The following is a 19782-nucleotide window of genomic DNA, read 5'->3' as shown; positions in this document are numbered from 1 at the left end:
CGTCGACTCCGGAGGATACGGGCGCCCGGTTTCGTGACCGGGCGTCGCCACCGGTGGAGGAACGATCAGTGACCAGCACGACCGGTTCGGCCGGGCCGGGTGATGAGACCGCGCCCGGAGACGATGCCGTCGCCAAGCCCCGGTTCGACCACGCTCGGGCCGAGGCCGCGATCCGTGAGCTTCTGTGCGCGGCGGGGGAGGACCCTGACCGGGAAGGTCTGCAGGAGACCCCGGCTCGTGTCGCCCGCGCGTATCAGGAGTTGTTCGCAGGCCTGTACACCGACCCGGACGAGGTGCTCAACCGCACCTTCGGCGAATCCCACGAGGAACTCGTCCTGGTCCGGGACATTCCGGTGTACTCCCAGTGCGAGCATCACCTGCTGCCGTTTCACGGCATGGCACACGTCGGCTACATCCCGAACGAGCACGGGCGCGTGACCGGGCTCTCCAAGATCGCCCGTCTGGTGGACCTCTACGCCAAACGCCCGCAGGTGCAGGAGCGGCTCACCTCGCAGATTGCCGATGCACTGGCGCGTAAGCTCGATCCGCGGGGTGTCATCGTGGTGGTCGATGCCGAGCACCTGTGCATGGGGATGCGCGGAGTGCGCAAGGCGGGTTCGACGACCACGACCTCGGCGGTGCGGGGGATCTTCAGGTCGTCGTCGTCCTCGAGGTCCGAGGCCCTGTCGCTGATCCGAGACGGTCGTTGATTCGGGAAGAGCAATGAAGGATTTGCCACAGCCGGACCGCTGCGCGGTCATGGGTGTGCTGAACGTGACGCACAACTCCTTTTCCGACGGCGGTCGGTACCTGGATCGTCGGGCGGCTGTCGCGCACGGGATCGAGCTGCACGCGCAGGGTGCGGACATCGTGGACGTGGGGGGCGAATCCACCCGCCCCGGCTCGGATCGGGTGGATGCCGCTACGGAGACCGAGCGGGTCCTGCCGGTGGTCACCGAGCTGGTCGCGGCCGGCGTTCCGGTGAGCGTGGACACCACCAGGGCCGAGGTCGCGGAAGCGACGGCCGGAGCAGGAGCGAGCGCGATCAACGACGTCTCCGGCGGGCTCGCCGACCCCGACATGGCCCGGGTCGCCGCCGAGACGGGCTTGCCGTGGGTGCTGATGCACTGGCGGGGTCACAGCCGCGACATGAACTCGCTCGCCACCTACGGCGACGTGGTCGGCGATGTTCGCGACGAGTTGCTGCGGCAGGTGGATGCGGCGCTGGCGGCGGGGGTGTCCGAATCGGCGATCGTGCTGGATCCCGGTCTGGGCTTCGCGAAGACCGCCGAGCACGACTGGGCGTTGCTGCACCGGCTGGACCTGTTCGTCGGCCTGGGTTTTCCGGTGCTGGTGGGGGCGTCCCGAAAGCGCTTCCTCGGCCGTGTCCTCGCCGATGCGCAAGGGGAACCACGCCCGGCATCCGAGAGGGACACGGCCACGGCGATCGTGTCGGCGCTGGCCGCGGACCGCGGCGCGTGGGGTGTCCGGGTCCACGACATCGTGGGTTCGCTGGACGCGGCGAAGGTCACGGCGGCATGGCACAGTGGTGGGGACTCCGTTGGCTGACCGGATCACCGTGACCGGCCTGCGGGTGCGCGGCAATCACGGTGTTTACGACGAGGAAAAGCGCGATGGCCAGGAGTTCCTGGTGGACATCACGGTGTGGGCCGATCTCGGCGGGGCCGCCGCCGACGACGATGTCGGCCGGACACTGCACTACGGTGTGCTCGCCGAGCGAGCGGCGGACATTGTCGCGGGACCGTCCCGGGACCTGATCGAAACGGTAGCCGCAGAGATCGCCGACGACATCATGACCGATCATCGCCCGCACGCCGCCGAGGTCACCATCCACAAGCCGTCGGCTCCGATCCCGCTGACCTTCGACGACGTCGCTGTGACCATCCGCCGTTCCCGGCGGGGAGACCGTGGCGGGGAAACCGAGTCCGCATGAGCAGGGCGGTGCTGTCGTTGGGGTCGAACCTCGGTGATCGGTTGGCGTATCTGCGACTGGCGGTGGACGGGCTGGCCGAGATGCTCCTCGCGGCTTCGCCGGTCTACGAGACGGCGGCGTGGGGCGTGACCGACCAGCCGGACTTTCTCAACGCGGTGATCATCGTCGAGTCCGGCTCGGTCGACGAGTGGGGATGGCTGCGCCGGGCGCAGGAGCTGGAGCGCGAGGCGGAGCGCCGCCGAGAGCAGCGGTGGGGCCCGCGCACGCTCGATGTCGACGTGGTCACCGTGGACGACGTCCGCAGTGACCACCCCGACCTGCTGCTGCCGCATCCGGGCACTCCGAGCAGGGCCACGGTGCTGATCCCGTGGCTGGCCGTCGACCCGACGGCCGAGCTCCCCGGGCACGGCGCCGTCGCGGGCATCGTGGAGACGCTGCCCGCCGAGGACCTCGCCGGGGTGCACCGGCGCGACGACCTCACCCTGCGGTAGGGCTCACCCGGGCGGCCGCACATGTCGCGGGAATGCGACCGAGATGTCGTACTACTTCGCCGAGGTACGAAGCGCCGCGACGAGCCACGTCGTGTCCTCGGCCGAGAGCATTCCCCGCTTCGGCCAGCCGTTGATCGTGGCCAGCAGTTCCCAGTAACGGATCTGGCGCAGGTCGTGCTGTTCGAACTCGTCGGCGAGCGTGCTCCGGAACCGGGCGTCGTCGTCAGTGGCCCGGTCGTGGGCGACCATGCTCGCGAACCGGCCGACCAGCGCGCGGGCCTGTTGCGAGTCCGGTGCCGTCCCGGCCTGCCGCATCTCGGTGATCTCGTCCATGACGTCCCACGACTCCTCGACGCGGCCCTGGGAGAAGTCGTATTCCTGCCCGGCGTCGCGTATCCGGGCCTGTTCGGCACTCATGCTGCGCACGGAGTCGCGGAAGCTCCTGTCGTTGACGAGTTCGGCGAGTTCGATCCACGCCTCGACTTGCTCGGTCGAGGGGTTGTCGGGCAGGTGCGGCTTGGCCGAGCGCATCCACGCGACGAACTCCGGGTTCACGTTGAGGCCCTCGGTGACCTCGTCCCAGAACTCGTCGATGATCCGGTCGCGTTCTTCGTCGGACATCTTCGCCAGTTCGTGCATGAGTCTCACCTCTTCGGTCGTACTGTCCTGCTTCACGACCGCCCGCAGCACGGCTCGTCGGGTCGTCAGCTGCCGCAGCTGGTTCTCCACCAGGTCCAGGTGCGTTCGGGCGAGATGCCCGAGCGTGGTCCGGCTGGACAGGACGTGGTGGATGTCGTCGAGTCCGGCTCCCAGCTCACGCAGGGTGCGGACCAGTTCGAGCCGGGTGACGGCCTCGATGTCGTAGAGCCGGTAGCCGGAGTGCGTGCGGTCGGTGGGCGGTACCACGCCGCTGTCGGAGTAGAACCGGATCGTCTTGACCGGCAACCCGGTCCGGTGTGCCAGTTCCCCGATCGTGTAGAGCCGGTCCTGGGGCGGTGCGGTGTCGTCCACGGGGTTCACTCTCGGCCCTCCAGCCGCTGGAGACTCAAGCACGATTTTCGGTTCGGTGTTGCGGTGGCGCTCGATCAACCCGATGCGTCCGGTGGGTCGCGGCCGACGGGATGGGATCCTGGGGTGTGACAGCAGTGTCCGGCACGGAGGGCAGATGACGTATACGAAGTCCCGGCATCTTGCGGCTGCCGGGCTGGTCGCGGCGGTGCTGGTTTATTTCGCGGTGCGCATCGACTATGGCGCCCTGCCCGAAATCCCTCTTCTGGCGGGGGCGACCCTGCTGGTGATCGCCGTGGTGGACGCCGTCCTCGCGTGGACGTTGCGCCCGCGGATCCGGCGCAGGGAAGGCACGGAGCCGGTGGATCCGATGACCGCGACACGGGCAGTGGCCCTGGCGAAGGCGTCGTCGATGGCCGGCGCGATCATGGCGGGTGTGTGGCTGGGACTGCTCGGCTATGTGCTGCCGATGTTCGGCGACATCCAGGCGGCCCGATCCGACACGGGGGCGGCCGTGGTCGGGATGGTCAGTGCCGGAGCGCTGATCGCAGCGGGATTGTGGTTGGAATTCTGCCTGCGCAATCCCGATGAACCGGAATCCGACACCGAGGACGAGGAGTAGAGCACGTCCGCGCCGAAAAAACCGCGGATGACCGATGGCATTGCCGGTGCTCGGCGCGTTCGGCCGGAAGTATTCGACGAATCCCTCCAATGGAGCAGTGATCACCCCTCGAGGGGACAGGAGTGCACTGCCTGGGAGAACAATGCGGCCGGGGAGCCTCCCCGCAGATTTCGAACCGATAAATCCGGGTACCGTGTGTCCATGCCCGACCCGAATGGCTCCGAGCCCGCACCCCAGGGCGGTCGCGCGACGGTGCTGTGGGGCGGTGTGCTCGTTCCGGCTGTGGCCGCCACAGCGGTGCTGGTACTCGGCGACAGCGCACGATTGCTGAGACTGGGGTTGGTTGCCGCGCTGTGGGCGACGCTGATCGCGGCGCTCGCGGTCGTGCGGTTGCGCAACCGGGCCGCGGAGCACGACGAGCGCTTGTCCGAACGGCAACGTCTCTACGAGTTGGAACTCGAACGGGAGGTCGCAGCGCGCAGGGAATTCGAGCTCGAGGTCGAAAACGAGACTCGTCGCCGGGTCGCGGAAGAAGCCGACGGTGAGATGGAGTCGTTGCGCGCCGAACTGCGCCACCTTCGCGAGACACTGGAGAGTCTGGTCGGCGGGGACGTGTTGTACGAACGCGTGGCGCTGCACACGGAGTCCACCCGCGTTCGGTCGCTGCCCGATCCGGGAGCTGCCGGGAACGCGCGCGGGCAGGGATATCCGGCGGAGATCCGGACACACGACACCTCGGGCCGTGCAGTGGTGGGGAGTTCGAGCGCCGGCACCGACAGGCACATTTCCCCGGTGGCCACCGAAGCGTCCGGCCGGACCGGTGAAGTGCCTCGGCCGGAGGCCGTGCAGCCTGCGACACGCCAAGCTCCGCATCCCTCACCCGGTGGCGCTCGAGCGCCGCACCCCCCGCCTCCGCCCCCCGCGCCCTCGCCGCCTTCCCGGCCTCGGACGGGTGACGCGGAGGGTGTGTCGCCTTCCCCGCAGGCGCAGGGCGACTTGCCGGGGGCTTCCTCCGCTGCCGGTCCCGTGCACAACCACCCCGCGGGACAGGAACCTCCCGAAGCAGAGGGGACCTCACAGGCCGCGGACGGTGCGCATGCCGAGGGCACTTCGGTGGTCGACTTGCTGGCCGCCTACGGTTCCGCCCGTGACGGCGGGCGCCGTCGCCGCCGCAGCGGTTGAATCGTTGTGAAGGCGCAAGGTCGGATGGTGTTGCCGGTCGGTGCCGCGTTTTAGAGTGCGCGTGTGTCCGAACCTGATCTTTCGGGGGCGCGCAGGCTCCAGGCGCACAAACACCACGCCGTGGGCTGGCCCGTCGCGGGGCTGATCACGCTCGGTATGTGCGGCCTGACGATGCTCGGCATCGCCACCACACGTGTCGGTTACCTGGCGGCCGTGGTCGGCGCGTTGGCAGCGTTGCTTCCGGTCGGTGTGGTCTTCGCCGCCATCGTGTGGATCGACAGGTGGGAACCGGAGCCGCCGCGGCTGTTGCTCGGCGCCTTTCTGTGGGGAGCCGGTGGTGCCACGGCGTGCGCGCTGCTGCTCAACGACGCCATGACCGGGTTCGGGAGCTTCCTGTTCGGGGGGGACGCCACGGTGGTGTTCACCCTGGTCGTGACGGCGCCGCTGATCGAGGAGGCCGCCAAGGCGCTGTTCGTGATGGCGCTGTGGTTCCGGCGCCGCTCGGAGTTCAACGGACTCGTCGACGGCATCGTCTACGCGGCGCTGGCTGCGGCGGGATTCGCCTTCACCGAGAACATCTTCTACTTCGGCCAGGCTTTCGCGCAGGGCGGTGTGGGCAGTGTCGGCGGTGGTGTGATCGCGGTGTTCATTCTGCGCGGGATCCTTTCCCCGTTCTCGCACCCGCTGTTCAGTGCGATGGTGGGAATCAGCATCGGGCTGGCGACACGAACCCGCCGCAGCGGGATGCGCATTGCCTGGCCCGTCCTCGGCTATGTCACCGCCGCCGTACTGCACGCGGCGTGGAACGGGGCGACGCTGCTGGGGGGCACGGAATTCCTCAACATCTACTTCCTGATCATGGTGCCGATCTTCGTGGGCACCGGTTGGCTGGTGGTCTGGCAGCGCAGGCGGGAGCAACGCATCGTCGCCCAGCAGTTGCCCGCATTGCAGCGTGCCGGGTTGATCGCAGCCAGTGAGGTGGACATGCTCGCGAGCCTGTCCGGCCGTCGCGGGTGGCAGCGCAAGGTACGCAGCAGCGCGGGGCCCGAATCCGCCAAGGCGGTGCGCGATTACCAGATCGCCGTGACCGAGTTGGCGTTCCTGCAGCACCGGGCCGCCGAGGGGCGCACCACCAGCGTCGTTCGGCGGGCACGCCGGGAGAAATTGATCGCCGACCTCAAGTCGGCGCGCCGCTCGGCAAGCGGCTCGCAGCACGCCTTCGAGACCGCCCGCATCAAGCTGGCCGAGCTGACACAGATGCACCCGAAATAGTGAGCCCTTTCGGCCGCGGAGCGCCCGCTCACGCCATGCTCGGCACCGGCTAGTGCCGTGATGCGGCGCCGGAAGGGGAACCGGCCCGAGTGCGTGCCGTGGTTCTCGTCACCCGAGTATCACCCTCGCCCGGTTTTCCGGTTACTCTCGCGCCGCTGTCCGGTACCCGGAAGCTGGGACTGGAACGGTTGGGAGGACGACGTGAGCGTGTCTTCTGGGTCTGATGAGCCATGGAGGCCGAGCGGCCCCGTTGATGGTGCGGTGCGCCAGGGCGCGGGCCCCCGGCTGCGCGTCGGGGTGGTCTCCGCGGGGCGGGTCGGCACCGTGCTGGGGGCTGCGCTACAGCGAGCGGGGCACTCCGTCGCGGCCGTGTCCGCGGTGTCGAAGGCCTCGGTGACGCGTGCGGAGGAACTGCTGCCCGGCGTCGCGGTGTGCCCTCCCGACGAGGTGGCCGGACAGGCGGACCTGGTGCTCCTGGCGGTCCCGGACGACGTGCTGGAAGGCATGGTCCGCGGGCTGGTCGCCACCGGATCGCTGCGCTCCGGTCAGATCGTGGTGCACACCTCCGGTGCACACGGTGTGGAGGTGCTCGCCCCCGCAGCCGAAGCCGGTGTCCTGCCCGTCGCGCTGCACCCGGCCATGACCTTCACCGGCCGTGGAGAGGACGTGGAGCGCCTGGCCAGTGCCTGCGTGGCGGTGACCGCACCCGAGCAGAACGAGGCGGCCTGGAACGTCGCCGAGGTGTTGGCGCTGGAACTCGGTGCCGAACCGGTCCGGGTTCCGGAAAGCGCCCGCAAGCTGTACCACGCCGCGCTCACCCACGGAGCCAACCACCTCATCACGCTGATCAACGAGTGTGCGCAGTTGCTGCGCAATGCCGGTGTCGAAGCGGCCGACCGGGTGATGGCGCCGCTCCTGTCGGCCTCTTTGGACAATGCCCTGCGCTACGGCGATCGCGCGATCACGGGCCCGGTTTCGCGAGGTGATGCCGGCACCGTTCGCACTCATCTCGAGGTGCTGGAGCAGGCGGACCCCGCGGTCGTGCCCGGCTATGTCGAGCTGGCCGCCCGCACCGCCGAACGTGCTGTACGGTCCGGAATCCTGCGTACGGAAGACGCCGCCGAGGTACGCGAGGTACTCGACGAGGAGAGACCATGACATCGGCCACGCCGGACAACGTCGGCGCGGGACCCGGTTACACCCCGGGGTCCCTGACCGTGCACCGCTTCCCCGCGGAACTGGCCAAGGTCACTCGAGCACTGCGCGGAACCGGACGCACGATCACGTTGGTGCCCACGATGGGGGCCCTGCACGAGGGGCACCGCGAACTGATCCGTCGCGCTCGCCGCGTGCCGGGCAGCGTGACGGTGGTGTCGATCTTCGTCAACCCGCTGCAGTTCGGCCCGGGTGAGGATTTCGAGCGCTACCCCCGGCCGTTCGACGCCGATGTCGAGATGTGCCGCGAGGAGGGCGTCGAGTTGGTCCTCGCGCCGGAACGGGAGGACGTCTACGGCTCCGATCCGCAGATCACCGTTCATCCCGGGGAACCGGCCGACCAGCTCGAAGGTGCCAGCAGGCCCGGGCACTTCGCCGGGGTGCTCACGATCGTGGCGAAGCTGTTCAACATCGTACGACCCGACCTGGCGCTGTTCGGGGAGAAGGACTACCAGCAGCTCGCGCTGGTGCGCCGGATGTCGCGGGAGCTGAACTTCGACGTGGCCGTCCAGGGCATCCCGTTGATCCGGGAACCGGACGGTCTCGCGCTGTCGTCCCGCAACGCCTACCTCACCGCCGAGCAACGTGAGGCGGCCCTGAGCCTGTCCGCGGCGCTCACGGCGGGGGCGCATGTCGCGACAGGAGGTGCCGGGGCGAGTGCGGTCCTGTCGGCCGCGCGCGAGGTCCTCGACAGCGAACCGCTCGTGCGCGTGGACTATCTGGAGCTGCGTGATCCCGAATTCGGTCCCGCACCGGCCGAGGGGGAGGCCCGGTTGTTGATCGCCGCCACGGTGGGCGAGACCCGGTTGATCGACAATGCGCTGGTCCTGCTCGGTGGTTCCGGGGACGGGTCCCCGCCGGAGGACCCCGCGGGACCGGAGGCGTCATGAGGTGTGGCCGCATCCGTTCCGCAACCGTCCACAGGCAGCACCGAGCCCACCGGGCACATGGTGTCCGTGGCGGGACACCCTCCACCGCGCCGGTGAATCAGAGGATCGAAAAGGAAACCCGCGATGTTCCGTACGATGTTGAAGTCCAAGATCCATCGCGCCACGGTGACCGAGGCGGACCTGCACTACGTCGGTTCGGTGACGGTGGACGCCGCTCTCATGGAGGCCGCGGATCTGCTCGAGGGCGAGCAGGTCACGATCGTGGACGTGACCAACGGGGCGCGGCTGGAAACGTATGTCATCACCGGGGAGCGAGACTCCGGAGTGATCGGCATCAACGGTGCGGCGGCACATCTCGTGTACCCGGGTGATCTGGTGATCCTGATTTCCTACGGAGTGATGGACGAACTGGAGGCGCGGTCGTCGCGGCCGCGGGTGCTGTTCGTCGATGCCGACAACCGCATCGTCGAGCGAGGAGGGGATCCCGGCCACGCTCCGGCCGGTTCGGGGCTGGCGAGCACGGCGGTGTCGGTGGCCTCCACGGTCGACGAGGACGCGTCCTCCGAGACCGACGATGCCGCGCGACTCGATGCCCTGCTGCAACACCCCGAGGCGTGAACGGACAGGTGCATCCGGTGCCCGGAGACGACAGGGGCGCCAGGAGAGGACGGAAAGGAAGGGGCGACGGTGCTGCTCGCCATCGATGTCGGCAACACCAACATCGTGCTGGGGCTCTACGACGATACCGCCGGCGGTACGGAGTCCGATGCCGGTGCGGCCCGCCGTCCCAAGGCCGAAGCGACCCTGGTCCGGAACTGGCGGATGCGGACCGAACCGCGGATGACCGCCGACGAGCTCGCGTTCACCGTACGGGGGTTGCTCGGCGAGTACGCGGGCAAGATCACCGGTATCGCGGCGCTGTCCACGGTTCCCACCCTGCTGCGCGAGTTGCGCGTGATGCTGGGGCGCTATTGGAGTGATGTGCCGCGCGTGGTCGTCGAACCGGGGGTGCGCACGGGCGTCCCGCTGATGGTGGACAACCCCAAGGAGGTCGGCGCCGACCGCGTGATCAACACCCTGGCCGCGCACCACCTGCATTCCAGCAACTGTGTCGTGGTGGACTTCGGTACGTCCACCAATATCGATGCGATCTCGGCGAAGGGCGAGTTCCTGGGCGGCGCGTTCGCGCCCGGCATCGAGATCTCGCTGGATGCTCTCGCCTCCCGTGCTGCGCAGCTGCGCAAGGTCGAGCTGGCCCGGCCGCGTTCGGTGATCGGCAAGAACACCGTCGAATGCCTGCAGTCGGGCATTCTCTACGGCTTCGCCGGCCAGGTGGACGGCTTGGTGCGGCGCATCGTGGCGGATCTGGAGGAGACGCACGGTGGCTCGACCACGGTGCTGGCCACGGGCGGACTGGCACCGCTGATCGTCACCGAGTCGCAGATGATCTCACACCACGTTCCCGAGCTGACTCTGCTCGGTCTACGCCTGGTGTTCGACCGCAACTTCGGATGAAGGGGTGTGCGGGTCGGCTTGCGTCGCGGTGCCGGTGGCGTGCGTGAGGGAGAGCGGTTGGCGCCGCTCCTCTGACGAGCGCAAGCAGCCGAGCAGCCGGACGATGCCGCTCCGGGCCCGCCTTACGGGGACGGCATGCCCCTCCTGCTCCGAGGTGCCCGGAGGGCGATCCGTACCCTGGACAATCGTGACTGACCAGGATCGATCCACCTCCGTTGACGGTGCCGAAAACCTTCCCGAACAGATGCGGGTGCGCCGGGAGAAGCGGAAACGACTGCTGGACGAGGGTGTGGACCCGTACCCCGTGACCCTGCCGGTCACGCACTCCCTCGCCGAGGTGCGCGCCGCCCACCCGGACTTGCCCGCCGATACCGGTACCGGAGATCGCGTCGGTGTGGCCGGGCGCGTGATGTTCCTGCGCAACACCGGGAAATTGTGCTTCGCGACGTTGCGCGGCGGCGACGGCAGCGAGTTGCAGGCCATGCTGAGCCGCAACGAGGTCGGTGCGGACTCGCTGACCGCGTGGAAGTCGGATGTGGATCTCGGCGACCACGTCTTCGTGCACGGCGAGGTCATCACGTCGCGCCGGGGTGAGCTGTCGGTGCTGGCCGACGAGTGGCGGGTCGCGGCCAAGGCGCTGCGCCCGTTGCCGGTGACGCACAAGGACCTCGCCGAGGAAACTCGGGTGCGGCAGCGCTATGTCGATCTGATCGTGCGTGATCAGGCGGCGGAGACGGTGCGCACGCGTGCCGGCGCGTTGCGGTCGCTGCGCGACTCCTTCCACCGGCGGAACTACATCGAGGTGGAGACTCCCATGCTGCAGACATTGCAGGGTGGAGCCTCCGCACGTCCGTTCGTGACGCATTCGCAGGCCTTCGACATGGATCTCTTCCTGCGAATCGCTCCGGAGCTCTATCTCAAGCGTTGCGTGGTCGGCGGGATCGAGAAGGTATTCGAGATCAATCGCAACTTCCGCAACGAGGGGAGTGATTCTTCCCACTCTCCGGAGTTCGCGATGCTCGAGTTTTACGAGGCTTACTCGGATTATGACTCGATGGCCGAGCTGACCCGCGCATTGATCCAGGAAGCCGCGGACTCTTTGTTCGGAACCCAGGTGGTCACCTGGGCCGACGGCACCGAGTACGACCTGTCCGGCCAATGGTCGACACTGACGATGTACGGATCTCTCTCGGAGGCGCTGGGCTCCGAGGTCACTCCCGAAACCTCGGTGCAAACGCTGCGCAAGCACGCCGAGGATGTCGGTTTGACCCAGCTCGATCCCGGCTATGGGCACGGCAAACTGGTCGAGGAACTGTGGGAGCATCTCGTCGGCGACCATCTCTATGCTCCGACCTTCGTTCGGGATTTCCCGGTGGATACAGCCCCATTGACCCGGCAGCATCGCTCCGAGCCGGGGCTGGCGGAGAAATGGGACCTCTACGTCCGGGGAGTCGAACTCGCCACCGGCTACTCCGAACTGGTCGATCCGGTCACCGAGCGGGCGCGCCTGGAGGAACAGGCCCGGCTGGCCGTCGCAGGCGATGAAGAGGCGATGCCGGTGGACGAGGACTTTCTGCGCGCCCTCGAGTACGGAATGCCGCCTTGCGGCGGAGTGGGTATGGGAATCGACCGGTTGTTGATGGCGTTGACCGGCCTCGGTATCCGCGAGACGATCCTCTTCCCACTGGTGCGCCCGGAATGACCTTCCCCTCTCGGGACTCTTCGCCGATCGGGAACAAAGGACACGGCAGCGGGTAAGAGAGAACCCACTCGAGCGGCAACGTCGGTGGGTTTTCTACCCGGTGAGTGCGCAAAGAGCGTTACTGCGCTAACCTGACCGAGAGAATGGTTCGGTGACAGGTTATTCACCTCTTCGGTGACGCTTCGATGTCGGATGAACGCCGGTCTTGGCGATCCCGGCCTCAGGCCCGATGGCCGGAGGAGCGATGACCGGTCACCGTCCCGCTGTGGGAGTACTCGGGAAGGATTTCGAAGATGGCGCAGAAAGTTACGGTCACCCTGGTCGACGACTTGGACGGAGGACAGGCGGACGAGACCGTCGAGTTCGCGTTGGATGGTGTGTCGTACCAGATCGACCTTTCCAACGACAATGCGGCCGAGCTGCGCGATGCCCTGGGTAACTTCGTGTCCAGCGCCCGCCGTGCGGGTGGCCGCAAGAAGCCGGGCCCGAAGAGCGGGTCCTCCTCGCGTGCTTCCAGTGGGCCGACCAGTGCGGATCGTGAGCAGAATCAGGCGATCCGGGAATGGGCCCGGAAGCGGGGGCTGAAGGTCTCCGACCGCGGTCGCATCCCGGCCGACATCGTCGAGCAGTATCACAAGGCACACTGATTCCCGGCCACAGCGGCTGCCCATCCTGCAGCGGGCCGGACGCCTTCTCCGGGCACGGTGCGCTCGAGACGGAAACCTCGAGGCGCACCGTGCCGCTGTCTCACCGAGCCGGATCGACCCCGAATGTGGTGGCGATGTCATCCAGGATCGCGTGGGCGCCGTGCAATCCCACCGAGGTCATCCAGGTGATGTCGTTGACCGTGTGTTTCTCGCCGGTGAGTTTGTTCCAGAGCGGATTCGACCGGAAGGCGTTCCGCGTCTCGGCGGCGTCGCCGGCCTTGTCCGGGTAGACGGTGATGAAGATGTGGTCGGCATCCAGTTCCAGGATTCTTTCCTGACTCAGGTTCACCGCGATGCCGTCGGTGGTGGGTTGTCCCTCCGGGCGGGCGAGACCGGTGTCGCTTTGTACGATTCCGGGGAACGACTCCTTCGTGTAGAGCCGAACCGTGGGTTCTCCGGCAAATCGAACGATGGACATCGTCGGGTTCCGGCCGAGTGCGTTGCGGACGTTGTCACCGACGGTTTTCGCGCGCTGCTCGTAGGCGTCGAGCTTGCGCTCGGCGAGGCCGGCCTTTCCGAGAGCGCGGCCGGTCAGCAGCAGGTTTTCTTTCCAGGTTCCGCCGGTGGTTTGGCTGAACACGGTAGGGGCAATTTCGGAGAGCTGCTCGTAAAGCTGCTCGTGGCGCACCTTCGCCGACAGGATCAGGTCGGGATCGAGCTGGACGATCTTTTCCAGGTTGGGGTTGGACAGACTGCCGACCCACTGCGCTTGCGCTCCGTATGTCTGTCGGTCCTTCCCGAGGTACTCCGGGAGTTCCTTGCGCCCGCCGAAGGTCGTGTATCCGACGACCTGGCTGTCCAGCGCCATGACGGCACTGGTGAACGTGGCGTCCAGAGTGACGATGCGCTGGGGCTTTCCGGTGATCGGAGTCTTGCCCATCGCGTGTTCGACCACGCGCGTGTCACCACCGGACTGTGCCGGTGCCTGTTCTTCCGTGCCGCACGCGGTGACTCCCAGTGTGGCGAGCCCGCACGCCGCCCCGACCGCCATCGCGCGCGTGGCAGCCCTCCGCAGGCGTCCGAATGTGGACATCCGTGTCCCTCCCTGTTTCCGTAGACCTTAGGTTGTCCTAACCTAGGTGGGGCTAACCTAAGTGAACGACGGTGTCCGGCAAAAGGGAGTGCGGTGTGAGTCGCAGTGTCACGGTGGGCGACCCTCACCGGCCGGATGCTGACCGCGCGGATGCGGATCCGCTCGCGGGAACGCCCGACGAGGACGGGATCGCCGCGCGGCGTCGCAGGAGGTTGGCCGGTCTCGGAGCCCTTGCCGCCCTGCTCGTGCTGAGTGCTCTGCTGAGCCTGCTGATCGGGGCGAAGCTCATCCCGCCCGCCGAGGTGTGGACCGCGCTGTGGCACCCGGACACCGCGAACGGGATCGTCATTCACGATTTGCGTCTTCCGCGGACGTGGGCAGGCGTGCTGGCGGGCGCCGCGCTGGGGCTCGCGGGAGCGCTGCTGCAGGGACACACGCGCAACCCGATCGCCGCTCCGAGCATCCTCGGTATCACGCAGGGTGCGGGCCTGGCCGTGGTGCTGGCGGTGTTCACCCTGGGAATCACCACCATGCTCGGCTTCATCTGGTTCAGTTTCGGTGGGGCACTGCTGGCTGCCCTGGCCGTCTTCGCGGTGGGATCCATCGGTCGGGGCGGGGCCACCCCGGTCGCCCTGGCCCTGGCCGGTGCGGCGATCAGTGCCCTGCTGCAGGCCGTCACTTCCGCGCTGGTGCTGCTCGACCGGCAGAGCCTGGACACCTACCGGTTCTGGAAGGTCGGCTCGATCGCCGTCACCGACACCGCGCTCATCTGGCAGGTCCTGCCGTTCCTGCTGTTCGGTCTCGTGCTGGGGCTGGCCAACGCTGCCGGGCTCAACGCCCTCTCGCTCGGCGAGGACGTCGCGCGCTCGCTGGGCCACCACGTGGGGTGGTCCCGGGCAGCGGGTATCGCGGCGATCGCCGTGCTCGTCGGCAGCGCGGTCGCGATGTGCGGGCCGATCGGCTTCGTCGGTCTCATCGTCCCGCACGTCGCCCGCTTCCTCGCCGGCGCGGACCATCGCTGGCTGCTGCCGTTCTCGGCGTTGATGGGGTCGTGCCTGGTGTTGCTGGCCGACATCGTCGGGCGCATCGTCGCCCGGCCCTCGGAGATCCAGGTGGGCGTCATGCTGGCGATGGTCGGTGCGCCCTTCTTCATCGCGCTCGTGCGCCGGAGGAAGTTGGTGCGGTTGTGACCGGGGTCCTGGACACCGCGAAGGGGAATGGCGAGCGCGTGACGGTGCCCACCCGCGCGCCGCTGCGCCTGGGGCCCGTCTCGGGGGTGTTGCGCCTGCGGCCGCTGCTGGTGCTGCTCGGCGGTCTGGTGGTGCTGCTGGTGGGGTTCACCTGCAACCTGGCCCTCGGGGAGTATCCGATCACCCCGCTCGGGGTGCTACGCACCCTGGTCGGGGGTGGTGACGGTGGCGCGCGGATCGTGATCATGCAGTTGCGGTTGCCCCGCTCGCTGACCGGGTTGTTGGTCGGGGCTGCGCTCGGTCTGGCCGGGGCACTGATGCAGGCCGTCATCCGCAATCCGCTGGCCAGCCCGGACCTGCTCGGCATCACCAGCGGGGCGGGAGCCGCGGCCACGGCCGTGATCGTGCTCGGCGGCACCCTGGGCAGCGTCAGCGGTCTGATCGCCTCGGTCGGACTGCCGGTCGTCGCCCTGCTGGGCGGGGTCCTCTCCGGGCTTCTGCTGCACCTGCTGGCCTACCGCAGCGGTGTGGACTCGTTTCGGCTGGTGCTGGTCGGTGTCGGAGTGAACGCGCTGGCCGTCAATACGACCCTCTGGCTGCTCACGCTCGACAACGTGCAGCAAGCGGGCCGGGCGATGGTGTGGCTGACCGGCAGCCTCAACGCGCGGGGCTGGGAGAATGCCGTGCCGGTGGGGCTGGCACTGGCCGTGCTCGTCCCGGTGGTCCTCGTCGGAGCCCACGCTCTCGGCGCGCTGCAGTTCGACGACGACACGATGCGCGGGCTCGGTGTCCGCGTGACCTTTTCCCGCAGCGTGTTCCTGCTGGCCGCGGCCGTGCTGGCCTCGCTGGCCACGGCGGCGGCCGGCCCGATCGCCTTCGTCGCCCTGGCCACGCCGCAGATCGCGCTGCGACTTTCGGGCACGGCACGGCCGCCCCTGCTGGCGTCGATGGTGCTGGGCGCGACGCTGGTGCTCGGTGCCGATGTCATCTCGCGCACGGCGTTCGGCACCCTCGAACTGCCGGTGGGGGTCATCACGGCGGTTCTCGGCGCGCCATACCTGATCTACCTGCTCGTTCACCGGTACCGGGAGGTTCGCACGTGACCGCATCGCACACGTCGAGGCAGACCGTGGCCACAGAGGGCGACGAAGCTCCGGCAGACCCGGGCCACCCCGTCGGATCCTCGGCTCCGGACGAAGCCGCAGCCACGGCGCGGACCGACGTGATCACCCGCGGCAGGTCGGCCGCGGCCGACGACGTCGAGCAGCAGTCGCAGCGCCTGCGGGCCAGAGACCTCCGCCTGTCCTACGGCGAGCAGGTGGTCGTCGACGGCCTGGACCTCGACGTCGTCGACGGCACCATCACCGGTGTCATCGGCCCGAACGGGTGCGGCAAGTCGACCCTGCTGCGCGCGCTGGGCCGCCTGATGCGGCCGGATCGAGGAAGCGTGCTGCTCGACGGCGGACGGATTCACAAGATGTCGAGCAAGGAGGTCGCCCGCACCCTCGGGTTGCTGCCCCAGTCACCGGCGGCTCCCGAGGGGCTCAGCGTCGCCGACCTCGTCGCGCGCGGAAGACACCCTCATCAGGCCTGGTACCGGCAATGGTCCTCGCGGGACGAGACGGCGGTGGCCGAGGCGCTGGCGATGACGGGGATCACGGAATTGGCCGAGCGGGCGGTCGACGAGCTCTCCGGCGGACAGCGCCAGCGAGCGTGGCTGTCGATGGCGCTGGCCCAGGGCACCGACCTGCTCCTGCTCGACGAACCGACGACCTACCTGGATCTGTCCCACCAGGTGGATGTGCTGGACCTCATCGGACGGTTGCACGACGAAATCGGGCGTACCGTGGTGATGGTGCTGCACGATCTGAACCTTGCCGCCCGCTACGTCGACCGGCTGGTGGCGATGAAGGACGGTGCGGTCGTGGCCGAGGGGCGACCGCACGAGGTGCTCACCGAGGAACTGCTCGCCGACGTGTTCGAGCTGCGTGCGCGTGTGATCGCCGATCCCGTGGTGGGCACGCCCATGGTCGTGCCCGTCGGCGGGCGCCGCACGGGCGGGTCCGCGTAACCGGCGGGCAGTACCGGGCCGCCCGGGGCCGCGCCGACCGCCGCCGCCCCGCCACAGCGACCTTTCGCCGTGCGAATCGGGGAAGCAGCCACCCTGTTCGCGCTGGGCGGACAGGGCCCCCTCAGGCGTTCGACGGCGGAATGTCGCAGGTCAGGGCTTTGTTGCACCCGAAGTAATACAACCACGTGAACAGCAGACTGCCAGCCGGAAAGGCCCGGAAGGCCCCGCAGCTACTACAGTGGGCCACAGAGTGCTGAACCCATCGCGGGCATCGGCGTGATCAGGGGCCGTGCCCGGTACGAGACCGCCGGCGCAGCAGTCAGGGAGTGCGAATGTTCGAGAGGTTCACCGACCGCGCGAGGCGGGTGGTCGTCCTGGCCCAGGAAGAGGCCAGGATGCTCAACCACAACTACATCGGCACCGAGCACATTCTCCTGGGTTTGATCCACGAGGGTGAGGGTGTCGCCGCCAAGGCGCTGGAGTCGCTGGGAATCGCCCTGGAAGGCGTGCGCCAGCAGGTCGAGGAGATCATCGGCCAGGGCCAGCAGGCTCCGAGTGGTCATATCCCATTCACCCCGAGGGCCAAGAAGGTGCTGGAGCTGTCGCTGCGTGAAGCGTTGCAGCTCGGCCACAACTACATCGGTACCGAGCACATCCTGCTCGGCCTGATCCGCGAGGGCGAGGGCGTGGCCGCGCAGGTGCTCGTCAAGCTCGGTGCGGACCTCAACCGCGTGCGTCAGCAGGTACTGCAGCTGCTGTCCGGGTACCAGGGCAAGGAGCCGGCCGAGGCCGGTGGCCGTAGCGAGGGCACTCCGTCGTCGTCGCTGGTTCTCGACCAGTTCGGCCGCAACCTGACTCAAGCCGCCCGCGAGACCAAGCTCGACCCGGTCATCGGCCGGGACCAGGAAATCGAGCGGATCATGCAGGTCCTGTCGCGGCGCACCAAGAACAACCCGGTGCTCATCGGCGAGGCCGGTGTCGGCAAGACCGCCGTCGTGGAGGGGCTGGCCCAGAAGGTCGTCAAGGGCGAGGTGCCCGAGACGCTGAAGGAAAAGCAGCTCTACACCCTCGACCTCGGCTCGCTGGTCGCCGGTTCCCGCTACCGCGGTGATTTCGAGGAGCGCCTCAAGAAGGTCCTCAAGGAGATCAAGACCCGCGGTGACATCATCCTGTTCATCGACGAGATCCACACGCTGGTCGGTGCGGGTGCCGCCGAGGGAGCCATCGACGCCGCGAGCATCCTCAAGCCCATGCTGGCCCGTGGTGAGTTGCAGACCATCGGTGCCACCACGCTGGAGGAGTACCGCAAGCACGTCGAGAAGGACGCCGCGCTGGAACGTCGGTTCCAGCCGATCCAGGTGGGTGAGCCCTCCCTGGAGCACGCCATCGAGATCCTCAAGGGTCTGCGGGACCGCTACGAGGCACACCACCGGGTGTCGATCACCGACTCGGCACTGGCGGCCTCGGCGTCGCTGGCGGACCGCTACATCAACGACCGGTACCTGCCGGACAAGGCGATCGACCTGCTCGACGAGGCGGGCGCGCGGATGCGGATCCGTCGGATGACCGCGCCGCCGGACCTGCGCGAGTTCGACGAGAAGATCGCCGAGGTGCGCCGGGACAAGGAATCCTCCATAGACGGGCAGGACTTCGAGCGGGCCGCGCGTCTCCGGGACGAGGAGAAGCAGCTTCTCAACCAGAAGGAGGAGCGCGAGACCCAGTGGAAGGCCGGTGACCTCGACGTCGTCGCCGAGGTCGACGACGAGCAGATCGCCGAGGTGCTGGCGAACTGGACCGGTATTCCGGTGTTCAAGCTCACCGAGGAGGAAACCTCCAGGCTGCTGCGCATGGAGGACGAGCTGCACAAGCGGGTCATCGGCCAGGAGGATGCGGTCAAGGCCGTGTCCCAGGCGATCCGCCGTACGCGTGCGGGCTTGAAGGACCCGAAGCGTCCCTCCGGCTCGTTCATCTTCGCCGGGCCGTCCGGTGTCGGCAAGACCGAGCTGTCCAAGTCGCTGGCGGAGTTCCTGTTCGGTGACGACGACGCGCTCGTGCAGATCGACATGGGTGAGTTCCACGACCGCTATACCGCTTCGCGGCTGTTCGGTGCCCCTCCGGGGTACGTCGGCTACGAAGAGGGTGGCCAGCTCACCGAGAAGGTGCGGCGCAAGCCGTTCTCCGTCGTCCTGTTCGACGAGATCGAGAAGGCGCACCACGAGATCTACAACACGCTTCTGCAGGTGCTGGAGGACGGTCGCCTGACCGATGGTCAGGGCCGTGTCGTGGACTTCAAGAACACGGTGTTGATCTTCACCTCCAACCTCGGCACGGCCGACATCTCGAAGGCCGTGGGTCTGGGCTTCTCCGCGGGTAACGACGCCGAGTCGAACTACGAGCGGATGAAGTCCAAGGTCAACGAGGAGATGAAGAAGCACTTCCGGCCCGAGTTCCTCAACCGGATCGACGACGTCATCGTCTTCCACCAGCTGACCCAGGAAGAGATCGTCCGGATGGTGGACCTGCTCGCCGGGCGTGTGGAGACCGCGCTCAAGAGCAAGGACATGTCCATCGAGCTGACCGACAAGGCCAAGCGCCTGCTGGCCAAGCGGGGCTTCGACCCGGTGCTGGGTGCCCGGCCGCTGCGTCGCACCATCCAGCGGGAGGTCGAGGACAGGCTGTCCGAGAAGATCCTGTTCGGCGAGGTCGAGGCCGGCCAGATCGTCATCGTCGACGTCGAGGGCTGGGAGAACGAGGAAGGCTCGGACGACCAGGCCCAGTTCGTCTTCCGCAGCGAGAGCAAGCCGTCGGTCGTGCCGGACTCGCCGCCGGTCGACCTGGCCGGTTCCTCCGGTGCCTCCGGTTCGGCGGGCTCGGACGAGACGCCGGAGAACCCCGACTCGGAGTGATCCGAACGGGCTGAGCCCCGGTAC

Annotated in this window: 19 protein-coding genes; 17 read left to right on the top strand and 2 right to left on the bottom strand. The window is 68.1% G+C overall.

Annotation, left to right across the window (positions count from 1 at the left end):
• The first annotated feature begins 68 nt into the window (after positions 1–68).
• Genes folE through folK form a run of 4 tightly spaced genes read left to right on the top strand, consistent with a single transcriptional unit; the run spans position 69 to position 2445 of the window.
• Positions 69–710, top strand: coding sequence for a GTP cyclohydrolase I FolE (folE, locus tag DFQ14_RS16940; RefSeq protein ID WP_114454287.1), 642 nt, complete (start codon positions 69–71; stop codon positions 708–710).
• Between the two features lie 13 nt (positions 711–723).
• On the top strand, positions 724–1569 hold the full coding sequence (folP, locus tag DFQ14_RS16935) for a dihydropteroate synthase (RefSeq protein ID WP_246195851.1): 846 nt from the start codon (positions 724–726) through the stop codon (positions 1567–1569).
• Positions 1562–1954: a dihydroneopterin aldolase gene (gene folB / locus DFQ14_RS16930; RefSeq protein WP_114454376.1), complete on the top strand. Its 393-nt coding sequence runs from the start codon at positions 1562–1564 to the stop codon at positions 1952–1954. Before folP ends, folB begins: the two co-directional genes overlap by 8 nt.
• On the top strand, positions 1951–2445 hold the full coding sequence (gene folK, locus DFQ14_RS16925; protein ID WP_114454285.1) for a 2-amino-4-hydroxy-6-hydroxymethyldihydropteridine diphosphokinase: 495 nt from the start codon (positions 1951–1953) through the stop codon (positions 2443–2445). The genes folB and folK overlap by 4 nt, the downstream gene beginning before the upstream one ends.
• A 51-nt stretch (positions 2446–2496) precedes the next feature.
• Here folK and DFQ14_RS16920 read toward each other — a convergent pair whose 3' ends face one another.
• Positions 2497–3456: a MerR family transcriptional regulator gene (locus tag DFQ14_RS16920; RefSeq protein WP_114454375.1), complete on the bottom strand. Its 960-nt coding sequence runs from the start codon at positions 3454–3456 to the stop codon at positions 2497–2499.
• Between the two features lie 154 nt (positions 3457–3610).
• Between DFQ14_RS16920 and DFQ14_RS16915 the strand changes: the two genes are divergently transcribed.
• The 9 genes from DFQ14_RS16915 to DFQ14_RS16875 all read left to right on the top strand — a co-directional run bounded on the left by DFQ14_RS16915 (position 3611) and on the right by DFQ14_RS16875 (position 12498).
• Complete coding sequence (locus tag DFQ14_RS16915; RefSeq protein WP_114454284.1) at positions 3611–4075, top strand: DUF3180 domain-containing protein; 465 nt, start codon at positions 3611–3613, stop codon at positions 4073–4075.
• Between the two features lie 201 nt (positions 4076–4276).
• A complete protein-coding gene (locus tag DFQ14_RS16910) occupies positions 4277–5257 on the top strand; it encodes a DUF6779 domain-containing protein (RefSeq protein ID WP_114454283.1) in 981 nt (326 codons plus the stop codon).
• 63 nt (positions 5258–5320) lie between these two features.
• Positions 5321–6529 (top strand): PrsW family intramembrane metalloprotease, encoded by a 1209-nt coding sequence (locus DFQ14_RS16905; protein ID WP_246195852.1) that lies wholly within the window; start codon positions 5321–5323, stop codon positions 6527–6529.
• 261 nt (positions 6530–6790) lie between these two features.
• The gene (locus DFQ14_RS16900) at positions 6791–7687 is read left to right on the top strand and encodes a Rossmann-like and DUF2520 domain-containing protein (RefSeq protein ID WP_246195853.1); all 897 of its coding nucleotides are present in this window, start codon (positions 6791–6793) and stop codon (positions 7685–7687) included.
• Positions 7684–8634 (top strand): pantoate--beta-alanine ligase, encoded by a 951-nt coding sequence (gene panC / locus DFQ14_RS16895; RefSeq protein ID WP_114454281.1) that lies wholly within the window; start codon positions 7684–7686, stop codon positions 8632–8634. The genes DFQ14_RS16900 and panC overlap by 4 nt, the downstream gene beginning before the upstream one ends.
• A 123-nt stretch (positions 8635–8757) precedes the next feature.
• Positions 8758–9252 (top strand): aspartate 1-decarboxylase, encoded by a 495-nt coding sequence (gene panD, locus DFQ14_RS16890; RefSeq protein ID WP_114454280.1) that lies wholly within the window; start codon positions 8758–8760, stop codon positions 9250–9252.
• A 69-nt stretch (positions 9253–9321) separates the two neighbouring features.
• Positions 9322–10149, top strand: coding sequence for a type III pantothenate kinase (locus DFQ14_RS16885; protein WP_114454279.1), 828 nt, complete (start codon positions 9322–9324; stop codon positions 10147–10149).
• A gap of 244 nt (positions 10150–10393) precedes the next feature.
• Entirely contained in the window at positions 10394–11851 is a 1458-nt protein-coding gene (gene lysS, locus DFQ14_RS16880; RefSeq protein ID WP_246195862.1) for a lysine--tRNA ligase, read from the top strand.
• A 293-nt stretch (positions 11852–12144) separates the two neighbouring features.
• The gene (locus tag DFQ14_RS16875) at positions 12145–12498 is read left to right on the top strand and encodes a histone-like nucleoid-structuring protein Lsr2 (RefSeq protein ID WP_114454277.1); all 354 of its coding nucleotides are present in this window, start codon (positions 12145–12147) and stop codon (positions 12496–12498) included.
• Positions 12499–12598: 100 nt separating this feature from the next.
• On the opposite strand, the gene DFQ14_RS16870 is transcribed toward DFQ14_RS16875, so the two are convergent.
• The gene (locus DFQ14_RS16870) at positions 12599–13591 is read right to left on the bottom strand and encodes an ABC transporter substrate-binding protein (protein ID WP_114454276.1); all 993 of its coding nucleotides are present in this window, start codon (positions 13589–13591) and stop codon (positions 12599–12601) included.
• A gap of 95 nt (positions 13592–13686) precedes the next feature.
• On the opposite strand from DFQ14_RS16870, the gene DFQ14_RS16865 reads away from it, so the two are divergent.
• The 4 genes from DFQ14_RS16865 (at position 13687) to DFQ14_RS16850 (ending at position 19758) form a co-directional block, all read left to right on the top strand.
• Entirely contained in the window at positions 13687–14781 is a 1095-nt protein-coding gene (locus DFQ14_RS16865; RefSeq protein ID WP_246195854.1) for a FecCD family ABC transporter permease, read from the top strand.
• Positions 14778–15884, top strand: a complete 1107-nt coding sequence (locus DFQ14_RS16860; RefSeq protein WP_114454275.1) for a FecCD family ABC transporter permease — start codon at positions 14778–14780, stop codon at positions 15882–15884. The genes DFQ14_RS16865 and DFQ14_RS16860 overlap by 4 nt, the downstream gene beginning before the upstream one ends.
• A gap of 119 nt (positions 15885–16003) precedes the next feature.
• On the top strand, positions 16004–16852 hold the full coding sequence (locus tag DFQ14_RS16855; RefSeq protein WP_114454372.1) for an ABC transporter ATP-binding protein: 849 nt from the start codon (positions 16004–16006) through the stop codon (positions 16850–16852).
• Positions 16853–17184: 332 nt separating this feature from the next.
• Complete coding sequence (locus DFQ14_RS16850) at positions 17185–19758, top strand: ATP-dependent Clp protease ATP-binding subunit (protein WP_114454274.1); 2574 nt, start codon at positions 17185–17187, stop codon at positions 19756–19758.
• Positions 19759–19782: the final 24 nt, after the last annotated feature.

It is taken from the genome of Halopolyspora algeriensis (assembly GCF_003337235.1).
GTDB lineage: Bacteria > Actinomycetota > Actinomycetes > Mycobacteriales > Pseudonocardiaceae > Haloactinomyces > Haloactinomyces algeriensis.
Note: the sequence above shows the minus strand (reverse complement) of the source record. Positions and strands in the feature narration are given on the sequence as shown.

Excerpts from the sequence above, each read along its gene's own strand:
- folP (WP_246195851.1), top strand. The coding sequence starts at position 724 with ATGAAGGATTTGCCACAGCCGGACCGCTGCGCGGTCATGGGTGTGCTG.
- folK (WP_114454285.1), top strand. The coding sequence starts at position 1,951 with ATGAGCAGGGCGGTGCTGTCGTTGGGGTCGAACCTCGGTGATCGGTTG.
- lysS (WP_246195862.1), top strand. The coding sequence starts at position 10,394 with ATGCGGGTGCGCCGGGAGAAGCGGAAACGACTGCTGGACGAGGGTGTG.
- DFQ14_RS16915 (WP_114454284.1), top strand. The coding sequence starts at position 3,611 with ATGACGTATACGAAGTCCCGGCATCTTGCGGCTGCCGGGCTGGTCGCG.
- DFQ14_RS16850 (WP_114454274.1), top strand. The coding sequence starts at position 17,185 with ATGTTCGAGAGGTTCACCGACCGCGCGAGGCGGGTGGTCGTCCTGGCC.
- panD (WP_114454280.1), top strand. The coding sequence starts at position 8,758 with ATGTTCCGTACGATGTTGAAGTCCAAGATCCATCGCGCCACGGTGACC.
- panC (WP_114454281.1), top strand. The coding sequence starts at position 7,684 with ATGACATCGGCCACGCCGGACAACGTCGGCGCGGGACCCGGTTACACC.
- DFQ14_RS16910 (WP_114454283.1), top strand. The coding sequence starts at position 4,277 with ATGCCCGACCCGAATGGCTCCGAGCCCGCACCCCAGGGCGGTCGCGCG.
- DFQ14_RS16875 (WP_114454277.1), top strand. The coding sequence starts at position 12,145 with ATGGCGCAGAAAGTTACGGTCACCCTGGTCGACGACTTGGACGGAGGA.
- DFQ14_RS16870 (WP_114454276.1), bottom strand. The coding sequence starts at position 13,591 with ATGTCCACATTCGGACGCCTGCGGAGGGCTGCCACGCGCGCGATGGCG.